The organism is Amazonocrinis nigriterrae CENA67 (genome assembly GCF_016056305.1).
In the GTDB taxonomy this organism is placed as follows: domain Bacteria; phylum Cyanobacteriota; class Cyanobacteriia; order Cyanobacteriales; family Nostocaceae; genus Amazonocrinis; species Amazonocrinis nigriterrae.
On sequence record NZ_JAECZC010000017.1, the window covers coordinates 85,141 to 98,910 of the forward strand.

Genomic DNA, 13,770 nt, shown 5'->3' on the forward strand with positions numbered 1-13,770 from the left:
TTTAGTAGCCCGTTTTGGTGATGAAGAATTCGCTATGATTTTGCCGAATACTCAAGCCGAACCAGCTTTACATATAGCAGAAATGATTCTCACTGCTGTGAAAGCTATGAAGATAGCTGATAACGGTCATGTTGACGATTTTTTTACTTTGAACTTAGGTGTAACTAGCGTTATTCCCAGTTCTGAATTATCGATGAATAAGTTGATCGTCACCGCAGAGAAAGCTTTGTTACAAGCTAAATTAGCATCAAGCGATCGCATTGTTATTTTAACTAAATATTAACTTAAGTTTTAACCTACATAAATCTCTTTCTGTAAATTTTATCAATGCTTAATCAAAAATAAATCACGTTGAAATGAATGGCACTGTTCTACGAAGTGAATATTTAGTTTTAATTGTCGATGATGAACAATTCAACCGAATGCAATTGCGACTTTTTATAGAAAAGGAAGGATATCAAACAGCAGAAGCACAAAATGGTAGAGAGGCTTTAACTGTTGTTCAGCAATTACACCCTGATATAGTCCTCTTGGACGCAATGATGCCAGATATGGATGGCTTTGAATGTTGCGCTCAGTTGCAGTCTCTTGATTGTAGTAAGTATACTCCAGTTTTGATGATTACAGGACTAGAGGATCAAGAATCAGTTGACCGTGCATTTGCAGCGGGTGCCATCGATTATGTAACTAAACCAATTCACTGGGCTGTGTTGCGTCAGCGAGTAAAACGTTTGATTCAGCAATCTCAGTTACAACAAGAACAAGAAAGTGTCAACCAAGAATTGAAGCGATTAGCCACCATTGATGGGTTAACTCAAATAGCTAATCGCCGAAAATTTGAAGAATATTTTTCTCAAGAGTGGCGGCGCATGGCACGAGAACAAAAGCCACTTTCACTGATTCTGTGCGACGTTGATTGCTTCAAAGCTTACAATGATACTTATGGTCATCGAGCAGGCGATCGCTGTCTACAAAAAGTTGCTAAAGCCATTCAAAGTGCAGCTAGACGTTCTGTTGATTTAGTAGCCCGTTATGGTGGAGAAGAATTTGCTGTGGTTCTGCCTAATACCAATGCTAAAGGGGCTACTCAAGTTGCCCAAGCAATGCGCTTGGCTGTAAGAATGTTGGCAATTCCTCATAGCAATTCACAAGCGAGTTTTTATGTAACCTTGAGTGTCGGAGTTGGTACAACAATACCTGTGCCTGGTTCCGATTTTGAAGAAATGATTGTTGCGGTAGATCGGGCATTGTACCAGGCAAAGTTAACGGGACGCGATCGCGTTGTGATTAATCACAGTAACTAACTTTACAGCAATCCTATGGCAAACGCATCTGAGTACTTGAAATGTGTTTGCCCGAATTATCATTGGGGCTTTCCAGAGTTAGTTTCGTTTTTTATTGCCTACTTACTGAAACTAGATAATTTTATTGCAATTAAATTAGATTTCCTGATATTTATTTTTTAATAAATTTAATTTCTTCTATAGATTTGATTAGACATTACTAAAATACTATTTTTGTCTGAAAATATCAAATTAATTTTTTGCTAAAATTACCAGATTCATTAAGTATTAAACTCTAGCACAAGAAATTTTATAAATTCCATTAGGATCTATCTGAAGATAAATTACTAAAATCTGCAAATTCGTTTACGGTATTTATAGCCATTGCCACAAGTATTGCTTGTTCCAAAGCATGTTCATGTCTGATATTAATGATTCACGTTTACTACGTTATGGTGTTATTGTATTAATTGTTGCACTAGCATTAGTACTAATGCTGCTGCTAGATCCTTGGCTAGGCATGAGCAAAACTCCTTTTTTGCTATTTTTTAGTGCTGTGGTAGTAAGTGCTTGGTACGGTGGTTTGAAGTCAGGGATTTTAGCAAGCTTTTTGTCGGCTGTTTTTAGCGATTACTTTTTCCTGACCCCAGCCCATAGTTTAAATTTAGACCTGCCTAATGTTGTGCGAGTGGGGTTGTTTGTCTGCCAAGGATTACTCTTAAGTTTGCTATTTGAGACATTAAGGGCTGCTAAACTATCAAATGAGGTGAATCTACAAAAGCTGAATGTAAATATTAGCGAACCTAATCAGGTAGAACTAGAAAATATTAAGTTACATCAGAAACTTCAGCAAGCTATTCAGCAAAAAGATGAATCCTTAGCACTGCTTCATGTTTGGCTGACAAGTTCACCAGTTGCGTTAGCTTTTCTTGATACGGAACTGCGCTATGTTTATGCTAATGAAGCACTGGCAGCTACCAATGGTGTATCTCAAAGTCAACACATCGGTCGTACCCTAAGAGAAGTACTACCACAATGGGCACCTGAAATTGAGCCTATTTTTGAGCAATTGATGAAAACCAAGCAGCCTTTACTCAACCAGGAAGTCAGTGGTGAAACCTATCCTGCTGGAGTGTACCGTTATGGTCTTGTGAGTTACTATCCAGTGTGTTTACCAGATGGAAAATTGTTGGGAGTGGGCATTGCTTCAATTGATATTACCCAACTCAAACAAACCGAGCAAGCATTACGAAAAAGCGAAGCCAAGTTTCGTAGCGTCGTTGATTCCAATATGATTGGTATTGGCTTTTGGGAAAAAGGCGGCAGAATTACAGATGCTAACGATGCCTTACTCTTGATGCTGGGTTACACCCGTGAAGAATTAGTTAGCAGAAAACTTAACTGGCAAAACCTAACTCCTAAAGAGTATTTACCACTTGACGAACAAGCACTGAATCAACTTCAAACTAGATCTTTTTGTACTCCCTACGAGAAAGAATATATCCGTAAAGACGGTTCACGCTTGCCAATTTTGCTAGGTGGTAGTTGCCTAGAAGGGACTATAGATGAAGGAGCTTTCTTTATTCTCGATATTACAGAACGTAAACAAGCAGAAGAAATATTCCGCTGTATTGCCGAAATTAGTAATCAGTTTTCTACTTCACTAGATTATGAACAAACCTTAGAACAGATTGCCAAAATCTTAGTTCCTCAAATAGCTGATTGGTGTTGCATTGATATTTTGCAGGAAGATGGCTCTATTCGCCGCTTACCCATTGCCTATGCAGATGCATCAAAAGCCGAGTGGGCGCGTCAACTTCAGCAGTACCCGTCTGATCCTCAAGGTACAAATGCGATCGCTCTTGTACTACAAACTGGTCAAAGCAAGCTAATCCCAGAAGTTTCTGCCTCGCAACTAGAAGAGATTACTCAAAATCACGAACACTTATACATAGTACAGCAATTAGGCATCAAATCTTTAATAATTGTCCCTTTAGCAACACGAGGGCGAGTACTCGGCTGTATCCAGTTTGTCATCGCCCAAGGCGATCGTCGCTACAATCAATGTGACTTAGCTTTAGCCAAAGATATTGCTTCTCGTGTTGCCTTGGCAGTTGAAAATACACAACTTTATCAAGACATCCATCAGGCTGTAGTACATTACGCCGAATCCCTTTCTCTTCTGGATGCACTGCTAGCAGCTGCTCCCGTGGCTGTATGTTTCTTAGACCGAGAACTGCGATATATCCGAATTAATCAGGTGTTGGCTGATATTAACGGTTTGAGCATCGAAGAGCATTTAGGACGGAAATTTAGAGAAGTGCTACCAGAGATGGCATTTGAGTTAGAGCCACAGTTGCAGCGCGTCTTGGATACAGGAGAACCTTTGTTGAACGTGGAAATCCACGGTGATACACGAGGGCAACCCGGACGTTATGGTTACTGGCTGGGCAATTATTACCCAGTTTACAACGCACTCAACGAAACTGTAGGAGTTGGGATTATTTTGGCAGAAGTGACAGCCACCAAGCAAGCAGAAATTGCTTTGCGCGAAAACGAAGCTAAATTCCGGGCAATGTTTGACCAAGCAGCCGTAGGTATTGCCCAAGTAGCATTAGATGGACAATTCATGCAGATCAATGCTGCTTTATGTGAAATTACTGGGTATAGCCATGCAGAATTGATGCAAATGAACTTCCAGGATATTACCCATCCTGATGACTTGGAAATTGATTGGGCCCAAGGTCGGCGAGTGTTGGCACGAGAAATTAACGGTTATTCGTTGGAGAAACGCTACATCCGTAAAGACGGAGGAATTATTTGGGTAAACTTGACTGCATCAGTGGTTTGGGATGCTAACGGACAACCAAAGTATGCAGTAGGCATTATTGAAGATATCAGCGATCGCAAACGAGCCGAAGCTGCACAACAATTTTTAGTTGAAAGCAGCGCCGTCCTAGCTGCCTCTTTAGACTATAAAATTACCCTGACTAGTGTGGCTAATTTGGCAGTTCCCACCTTAGCTGACTGGTGTATTGTGGATATTTTTCGAGAAGATAGCTCAATTCAACAAATTGCGATCGCAACTGCTGACCCTGCCCAAAGAAATATGTTACGGCATTTACGATGGCGCGATCCATCGCCAAATGCACAACTGCATCCTTTTTTACAGAAGTTGCGTCAGGGACAATCGATTTTCTATCCAGAATTTTCTGACTCGATTCTAGAAGATATCAGCCAAGAAGCCAAATATTTGCAGCAGTTGCGAGGCTTAGGTATTCTTTCTTTAATGGTGATTCCTCTGCGTTCCCGTGGGCAAGTATTCGGAGCAATTTCTTTTGTCACAGCCGAGTCCGGTCGTCACTACCAACAGGCAGACTTAGCCTTAGCAGAGGATGTGGCACGTCGGGCCGCGGTAGCCATTGACAACGCCCGACTTTATTACGAAACTCAGCAAGCAAAACAAGCGGCGGAACAAGCTGTCAATCGCACGGTGCTTTTACAAAAAATCACCGCCGCCCTCAGTGAAGCCCTAACTCCCCAACAGGTTGCTGAGGTGGTTGTCAAGCAAGGGATTGCTGCTTTGGGTGCCAAAGCTGGTTCTGTTGTCCTACTAGATAATAAAGGTACTTCCTTAAAGCTGGTGCAAGCAGTTGGCTATTCGCAATCGCTGATAGATGCTTGGGCAAATTATCCTTTAACTGCTTCTGGGCCCTCAGCAGAAACAGTATTAACTGGCAAACCTATTTTTATAGAGAATCGCCAAGCTTGGATTGAGAAATACCCCGATTTAGTAGATATTATCCCTGAAGATGGGCATTTTGCACACGCTGGTATTCCTTTAATCCAAGAAGGAAAAGCCATTGGGGCATTAGGATTTAACTTTGCCACTGTGCAAACCTTTAACGAAAAAGACCAGAGATTTATGTTGACTTTGGGGCAGCAGTGTGGGCAAGCCATCGCCCGCGCTCAACTTTACGAAGCAGAACAAACAGCACGAACGCAAGCTGAGACAGCCAACCGCATTAAGGATGAATTCCTCGCCATCCTTTCCCACGAGTTAAGAACACCCCTTAATCCCATCTTGGGGTGGGCTAAGTTACTGCGAACCCGCAAGTTTGATGAAGCCGCCAGAGTTATGGCTTTGGAAACCATTGAACGCAATGCTAAATTACAAACTCAATTAATTGACGATTTGCTTGATGTTTCGCGGATTTTACGAGGTAAACTGAGCCTAAACATTGGTAGTGTGAATTTAATCACTACCATCGCCGCCGCACTGGAAACGGTGCGTTTAGCAGCAGAAGCCAAATCAATTCAAATTCATACAGTACTTGCCAATGATATCGGACAAGTGATGGGCGATAGCGATCGCTTACAACAAGTCATCTGGAATCTGTTGTCGAACGCCGTCAAATTCACGCCTCCAGGAGGACGGATAGAAGTGAAATTGTCAGTTGTTAGTGGTCAGTGGTCAGTGGTCAGTGGACAACAACAACCAACAACTGACAACCAACAACTAACTACTGACAAATATGCCCAAATCCAGGTACTTGATACAGGTAAAGGAATCAGCGCAGAATTTTTGCCTCATGTCTTTGATTACTTTCGTCAAGCTGATGCGAAGACAACCAGGGTATTTGGTGGACTGGGACTAGGACTAGCTATTGTGCGTCATTTAGTAGAACTTCACGGTGGTCTGGTTCAGGCAGAAAGCCCTGGAGAAGGAAAAGGGGCAACTTTTACAGTTAAGTTACCGTTGCTAAAAAGTGCTGAGTCTCGAGTGCAAAATGCTGAGTCTGCTGGCGAGGTACTCATTGAGAAATCAATACTTTCTGGAGTGCAGATTCTTTTGGTAGATGATCAGTCTGATATCCGGGAATTTTTTAGTTTTGCACTGGAACAGTATGGGGCGACTATAACGGCAGTTGCATCGGCAAGTGAAGCATTGGTAGTGTTAGCCCAGTCACAGCCAGATGTTTTGTTAAGCGATATTGGAATGCCAGAGATGGATGGTTATATGTTGCTGCGCGAGGTGAGAACATGGCCATCGGAACAAGGAGGACAAATTCCGGCGATCGCCTTGACTGCCTTTGCAGCAGAAATTGACTACAACCGCGCACTGGAGGCAGGTTTCCAAAAGCATGTCCCTAAGCCTGCCGATCCAGTTGAGTTAGCTAAAGCGATCGCTAATCTCATGGGACGTAATTACTAGCAAAATAATTGTTTATAATACCCTCAATTACTCAATATACCAACCAGAATTTTAATTAATTCTGGTAATTCTTCAGGGACTCTTTTGAGTAAAACAATAGACCTCTTGCACAAATATTTGTCAATCATTTTTTCACACAGAGACGCAGAGACGCAGAGAGTTAAGAAGGAGAAAGTTATTTGTTTGGTGACTGCTCATCTGATTTCTGGAAGAAGTCTAATAGTTCAACTCGCTTTTGTTTAATTCTCTAATTCAATTGATAGTTTTCACATTTACTATACTGATTTATCTCCACCAATGCACGGTAATGAACAAATAAGTTTAAAAATTAAAGCAAATTACTATATATTTTGGATGAAGGAAAATATGCCTTTAGCCATATTGTTATAATTGGAAATCAAATCATGAATTCATATTTACCCGATACTCCCCTGTCTGTGACTGGTTTAACTGACTACATCCAAAGTTTGTTGGAAGAAGACAAAATACTCCGACAAGTTTGGGTTACTGGTGAGGTTTCCAGCGCTAATCATCATCGTAGTGGGTTGTTTTTCACGCTGCAAGACTGCGATCGCACAGCAGGTATTAAGTGTGTAGCATGGAATAGCCAATTGCCAAAACTTGCCCAAATACCGATTCCAGGTGAACAGTTAATTATTTTGGGTAGTATTCGAGTTTACCCGCAAAGGGGAGAGTATCAACTTACAGTGTGGCAGACTTTGCCTGCTGGTGTTGGATTACAGGCGTTGCGCTATCAACAGTTACGAAACCGCTTGCAGGCTGAGGGTTTGTTTGATGCAGAACGCAAACGTCCGCTTCCGCCTCACCCCCAAACCATCGCAGTCGTCACTTCACCAACAGCAGCGGCTTGGGGAGATATTCAAAAAACTCTCAAGCATAGGTATCCAGGTTTACATGTTTTATTCTCTCCTGCCACCGTGCAGGGTGAGCAAGCACCAGAATCTATAGTTAAAGCAATTGAACGAGTACAACGGGATGGTCGCGCCGAAGTGCTGATTTTATCGCGGGGTGGTGGCTCGGTTGAAGAATTGGCTTGCTTTAATGATGAGCGAGTGGTGCGTGCAGTTGCTACTTGTTATATTCCGGTAATTACTGGTATTGGTCATCAAAGAGATGAATCTTTAGTAGATTTAGCTGCCGATGCTTGCGTACATACACCGACAGCAGCAGCAGAAAAAGTTGTGCCTTCACTTTCAGAGTTGTATACTCAGCATCAAGAGCGAGTTGTGGCTTTACATGAGGCGGTGCATGATTCTTGGGAAAGGTCTTTTAATCAATTGCAAATGTTGCGGAACCGTTTGCGGCGTTTGCGGTTGGATCAAAAAGTGCAGCAAGAAGCGCAGAGGTTAGTTTGGCAGCGTCAAAAACTGATACAAATAACAGTGGGGCGATCGCAGCAAGCAAAGCAACATTTAGAATTATTGCGGGAAAAATTGGCAAGTCTTGACCCGAAAGCAGTGTTACAACGTGGTTATGCGGTGGTAAGGTTAGAAAATGGTGCGATCGCTCGTGCTGCTGATGAGTTAGCTGTGGGGCAAGATTTGTTGATTCAATTGGGGCAGGGGGAGGTTAAAGTGAAGGTGACGGAGATAACCACAAAGGCACAAAGGCACAAAGAGGTTGATGGTTAAACGTAAGAGTGCTTCTAATTCTGATTCGATGGAAGGTTGGAATTATGAAGCGAAGGTTCTGGAAATAGAAGGAATTATTGCTAGGATTGAAGCGGGTCAGTTGGAATTGGAAGAGGTATTTGACCAATTTGCAACTGCTGTTGAGTATTTGCGTCAGTGTGAAAGTTTTTTGCAGCAGCGACAGCAACAGGTAGATTTGTTGATTGAAACTTTGAGTGATGATTAAATAGTGGGTTATATCAAGTCCGCTTGATTACTGATGATTGGGATTGCTTTACTACGCTAAGGCTTCGTACCATGTGGGAAGGCGTTCCGCCAACGCAATTGACTCTGTTTAACCGGACATAATATTAGGCCTTGGAAATCAAGCTGAGATAGCTGGATGGTCACAGTTACAGTTCCTATGCTGGAATTCTGTTGCTGCACTCTACAACTTTGAACTTTAACTCTGTGCTTGATGTTTGCAAGAGTTATAAAATTAGTAAAATACTTAAACTACCACAAAATATTTCTCCAATACTTCTCCTTTCGGATTTATTTGATAAATAGCTCTAAGACAGATACAATAATCTCTTGTAATTTTGTATTGTTTTTGCTGTGGATTGTTTTCTGGGCATTACTCATAAATGCCCATATTATGAGTAATACCAAGGTAAAATATGAAACATTTTTTGTTTGTATCGGATTTAGATCACACCCTAGTAGGTGAAGGGGACGAAGCATTAAAAGGGTTATACGAGCTAAATCAAGAGCTAGAACGGCATAGACAAGAATACGGTACAAAGATAGTTTATGCAACAGGACGTTCCCTTACATTGTATAAACAGTTGGCTTTAGAAAAATCACTTTTAGAGCCTGATGCGTTGATAACTTCTGTGGGAACTGAAGTATATTTGGATCAATATTACGATGCTCCTGACTCACAATGGTCTACAAAGCTGTCGGATGGTTGGAACCGTGAATTAATTGCAGATTTTATAGATGCAAATTTTCCTAATGAACTGATTCCTCAGCAAGAATCAGAACAGCGTCCGTTTAAAGTTAGTTATTTAATTAAAGAAGAAGCTGCAAAAGAAATTTTAGATGAGCTTAAGTTTTTATTAGAAAAGCAAAATCTTAAATTCAAGATAACACACAGTAGCAGTGCAAGCACAAAACAAAATTCACTTGATGTCGATATTCTACCTCTCAATGCAGATAAAGGTTTAGCAGTAAAGTACATACAGCAAAGATGGGGGTTCTCTGCTGAAAAAACAGTTGTTTGTGGCGATTCGGGTAATGATATTTCTTTATTTAGCGTGGGGGAAGAACGGGGTATTCTTGTAGGAAATGCCCGTCCTGAGTTACTTGCATGGTATGACAATAATAAAACTGAGTATCGGTATTATGCTAGAGGTCGAGCTGCAAACGGTATTATAGAAGGCTTACGCCATTTTCAATTTATTTCAGTTAACTAGACTAGAAAAATTGGAGTCGATAAAATCTGCTATTAATTCATATTTATAAGCATCCGACAGCTTTCTAGAGCATTCTCAGTAAGTAAGTAAGCAGTTACCAAGTCTCGTTGGGGCGGAGTGTGGGGTGTGGGGGAGCCAGCTGCGTGCGTGGTGAAGCAGCACGGCCAAGAAGGGGTTTCCACGCCACTTGTTACAACGGGGAAAAAGAATAGCCCCAACGACCGCAATCGTAAAAGCCCCGTCTTTTCAAGACGTTTGCTTGGCATTAAGTTCTAGCAAAAGATTGGTGATATTACCACCTATATAGCCATATATAGGTTGTTCTGTTTGCCAATCATAGAGAATTTCCTTGAGACGTTCTTGGATTGCTAAATTTCCACCAAATTTGATTATCAGTTCTCTGATAACTGGCTGAAGGATTCGGCGTTTTTGAACATCTTTGAGATAATCTTTTGCTTGTGGATTAATTAAATAATACTCATTCAAAAATTTTAATTGATGAGATTGACCGTAATTACAAATTTCAGTAACAATACTGTCAATTAATTTTTGATTGACATAATCCATAACCATAGGTACTTGACTATAATAACCAGATTGATCTTTTTTAATTAAAGACAAAAATTCTAGTTTATTAAGGCAAGAATTGGTATTACTTCCAATAAAACCTCTAAGTTTTTGAAAGCTCATCGATTCATTCTCAATAGTCAGCAAAAACATAACTTGCTTTTCGTCATCACTCAGGCTGTTAAAATGCTTATTTAAAAAAGCATTAATTTCTTCACTAACTTGGTTATTCCCATGTCTAAAATATTCTTCAATAAATAGCGATATGTTGCCATCATAATTATTAGTTATCTTTTTACTGACAATTTCTAAAACAGTAGGATTACCTCCATAGTAATTCACAAGAGATTGCCAATTATCTTCAGCTTGCTCTTCAGTATATAAATATAAATTTTGAAAGATTTTTTGTATATCTGCTAATTTTAAACCTTTGAGATCAAAAAGAGTATAATATTTTCTGATTTTTTGATACTCTAAATCTTGAGGTACTTGATGACAAGTAATTATTATAAAGCTTTGATGGTTTTTAATGATTAATTTTTCTAAAAACAACGCAAACTTTAGCCATTTTTCTTGATAAATTATATTGTTATTACTTGTATACAAAATTTCTGTTAAATCATCAAAAATAATTAAACACTTATTGTCTTTTAAAAAATTAATTATATATGTAATTCTATCGCTTGATGGTGATGGTTGCTCGTCATAATTAACAGAAATAAAATCAACTAAGCTAGTTATGAATTCTTCAAAAGAAGAAGCTATACGCAAATTTTTCCATATTACATAATCAAATCTGTGTTTGACTATTTGTGTAAGCTGAGCCGCTAAACGACTTTTACCAATTCCTGCCATTCCCACCAAGGTAATTAAACGGTTTTGACCGTTAATAATTAATTGCTCTAGTTCCTCTAATTCTTCTTTACGTCCAATAAATGTCCTCAGAAATATGTTACCTGCTTCTCCTAAGTATTCTTGAGAAATAAAGTCATTGTTATTTAATAGCTGTGAGGTAGGCTTTGATACAATTTTTGATGATTGTAATGTTGTCTCTAATACAATATTTGCAATTAAGCGATCAATGCGTTGCTGTTCATCTATACCGACTTGTTGCTTGACATACTCTAACAATACAGACAATGCTTGTTTTCCTGAGCTACTTTTGCCGTACGCTAATAGTGTACGTACCATATTAGGTATAAAATTTATAATAGAACCCTGAAAATCAATTTGTTGCAATATAGGATGATTTGCGCCGAAAACTAGGGTTAAAAAATTATGGCGTTGGCTCTCGTATTCCAAAAAATATTTCAGTATATCTACTAGTTCATTGATAATTTTTGCATCTAAGCTCAGCATTAGGTTTATAAGTTAATAATATAGTGTGACTCTAAGTCAAGCAGATAAAAGACTCTTGTATCTATATATCAACAAATTTAGAACCGAATCAACTAAATTAGTAAAAGTTTGCCTAAAATCATAATAATTTGAAGCTTGAAATTGTAACGTCTTTGGTGCAGCTTTTGCTAGTTAAAAGTTTATGGAGGTGCAGATAGACCCAGAGATTCGGTTACGACTTAATGCAAAGCTGTACTTAGTAGCTATTGCAAAGAATATAACGTTATGATTATTTACCTTACTGGGCTATCATTTATTAGCTGTATACTAAATCCTACTTACCAAACTCAACTGTTAATTAACCTTTGTCTAGTATGGGCGATCGCTAATCAAAATATAGGCTCACTAATTAATCAATTTTATTTATTAAATTAAAAAATAAAAATAATTGCTTCTATCTTTGATAATCTTTAAAGTAGGATCAGCCAATTAATATAGCCATACTCAAATGAATCAAATAATACACGTAACTCAAAGGAGCCAAAAGCGAAAAGTCAGATTTATCAAGACCTTGTGATTTCTGAACTTTAACTTCTGACTTCCCCAAGGAAGGTGTATTATGTCAACTTCAGAAATGCTATGTGAACTTGGGTGTTGAGTTTCGCTTAGTATTAGCTGAGGGAAGCTTCATCAGCGACTTTAAAGCTTTAGAGTGAATTACGCTTGTGGAACTCTCTAACAAATCTGAATACGCACTTCTAGCCCTGTTAGAATTAGCAACTCGTTATTCCAGTGGCGAATCACTGCAAATTCGACAGATAGCTGTGCTACAAGACATACCAAATCGCTATTTAGAACAATTACTAGCAACATTAAGGCGTAGCGGTCTCATTAAGAGCATACGTGGTGCTAAAGGTGGCTATGTTTTAGCCCGTGACCCCCGAAACATTACACTCCTAGAGGCCTTTACCTGCATGGAAGGGTTAGACGCTACACCTGTTATAAATACTGATACCGCAACATTAGAAACTCAGGTAATCCAAGAAATTTGGGTGGAAGCTCGTCAGGCAGCTAATGCTGTTCTGCAAAAATATACTCTTCAAGACCTTTGTGAGCGGCGAGACATCCACCGTCAAAAAGAACTAATGTACTATATTTAGTGCGAATTGGGCATTGGGCATTGGGAATTGGGAATTGGGCATTGGTGATACCATTTCACGAAAAATCTGATACAAATTTTTTCTCCACTGCTCCCCTACCTCTCTGCTTGCACGGCAGTTGCTCCACTTGGGGACACCCCAAGACCGCACTGCCTCCTAAATGTATCAACTTTAAAGTGAAACGGTATGAGCCAGTGCCGTGGGCGGGTTGCCCGACTTGAGCGGACTGCCGTCAAGTGGCGTGCAACTGGCGTCATTGGGCATTTGTAATTAAAAGAATTTTTCCCTATTCCCAATTCCCCATTCCCAATTCCCCATTCCCTATTCCCTAGTTTTTTATTTCCCTGTCTCAGATTTTTTGTGTTGCGAAATCGAGAGAGAATAGCTATGTTGCTGTTGAGATAATTCGCCCACATACAGCAAGTATTTTCCTGCTTGCCAGTAACCGGACATTTCTGGCTTGCTTTGAGAGTAACGATCTGCTAGTACACAAAATCGCCCTCCTGGGCCATCAATCAATAGCGTTGGTTGTCCGGGACTATCTACAGTTAATCGCAAGTAAGGCAGTGGCTCACTCAGTTGGATAACTTGATTAGGTGCAGCGGCAATATTACCGCAATCACTGTGAACAGTTCCCCCAGATTTGCCATTCAAAACTAGCGGATCTGACTTTAATTTAGGAGTAATTTGGATCGATGGTACTTCGGCCAAAATAGGTTGCAAGAGCGCCAAACTTATCGCCAAAGCTGCGGGAACAAATGTCAATATTATACGCGTCTTCATATTAATTAATGCTCCCGACTATTTCTAGAGCGATATTGAGTAAATAGTCTGAGTTAATAGACGAGGGCTATCCGTCTAAGTTCCTGAGTGTGGGGTATAAATTTTTATAAAAAAAATAATAACTATATAACGAAAAACAAAAACTCTACCCGGAAGTGGATGCAGTTTTTAGGAATAGGGAATAGGGAATAGGGAATAGGGAATTGGGAATAGGGAAAAATTCTTTTAATTACAAATGCCCAATGACGCCAGTTGCACGCCACTTGACGGCAGTCCGCTCAAGTCGGGCAACCCGCCCACGGCACTGGCTCATAC

General features: G+C 39.9%; 9 protein-coding genes. 7 read left to right on the plus strand and 2 right to left on the minus strand.

All coding sequences use genetic code 11. From position 1 onward, the window contains the following. The 6 genes from I8748_RS12065 to I8748_RS12090 all read left to right on the plus strand — a co-directional run. On the plus strand, positions 1–283 hold a 283-nt coding region (locus I8748_RS12065; protein ID WP_198124820.1), incomplete at its 5' end, for a diguanylate cyclase domain-containing protein. Between the two features lie 73 nt (positions 284–356). Next, positions 357–1,304 (plus strand): response regulator, encoded by a 948-nt coding sequence (locus I8748_RS12070; protein WP_198124821.1) that lies wholly within the window; start codon positions 357–359, stop codon positions 1,302–1,304. Positions 1,305–1,701: 397 nt separating this feature from the next. Beyond that, positions 1,702–6,498 carry a PAS domain S-box protein gene (locus I8748_RS12075; protein WP_198124822.1) on the plus strand — a complete coding sequence of 1,599 codons (4,797 nt, stop codon included), beginning with the start codon at positions 1,702–1,704 and terminating at the stop codon, positions 6,496–6,498. A gap of 404 nt (positions 6,499–6,902) precedes the next feature. Next, positions 6,903–8,150 (plus strand): exodeoxyribonuclease VII large subunit, encoded by a 1,248-nt coding sequence (xseA, locus tag I8748_RS12080; RefSeq protein ID WP_198124823.1) that lies wholly within the window; start codon positions 6,903–6,905, stop codon positions 8,148–8,150. Next, a complete protein-coding gene (gene xseB / locus I8748_RS12085; RefSeq protein WP_198124824.1) occupies positions 8,143–8,376 on the plus strand; it encodes an exodeoxyribonuclease VII small subunit in 234 nt (77 codons plus the stop codon). Before xseA ends, xseB begins: the two co-directional genes overlap by 8 nt. 433 nt (positions 8,377–8,809) lie before the next feature. Continuing rightward, a complete protein-coding gene (locus I8748_RS12090) occupies positions 8,810–9,607 on the plus strand; it encodes a sucrose-phosphate phosphatase (protein ID WP_198124825.1) in 798 nt (265 codons plus the stop codon). A gap of 246 nt (positions 9,608–9,853) precedes the next feature. Here I8748_RS12090 and I8748_RS12095 read toward each other — a convergent pair whose 3' ends face one another. After that, positions 9,854–11,533 (minus strand): NB-ARC domain-containing protein, encoded by a 1,680-nt coding sequence (locus tag I8748_RS12095; RefSeq protein WP_198124826.1) that lies wholly within the window; start codon positions 11,531–11,533, stop codon positions 9,854–9,856. 704 nt (positions 11,534–12,237) lie between these two features. Here I8748_RS12095 and I8748_RS12100 point away from each other — a divergent pair. Beyond that, complete coding sequence (locus I8748_RS12100; protein ID WP_198124827.1) at positions 12,238–12,672, plus strand: Rrf2 family transcriptional regulator; 435 nt, start codon at positions 12,238–12,240, stop codon at positions 12,670–12,672. 336 nt (positions 12,673–13,008) lie between these two features. Here the strand turns inward: I8748_RS12100 and I8748_RS12105 are convergent, their stop codons facing one another. Further along, the gene (locus tag I8748_RS12105; protein ID WP_198124828.1) at positions 13,009–13,455 is read right to left on the minus strand and encodes a hypothetical protein; all 447 of its coding nucleotides are present in this window, start codon (positions 13,453–13,455) and stop codon (positions 13,009–13,011) included. Positions 13,456–13,770: the final 315 nt, after the last annotated feature.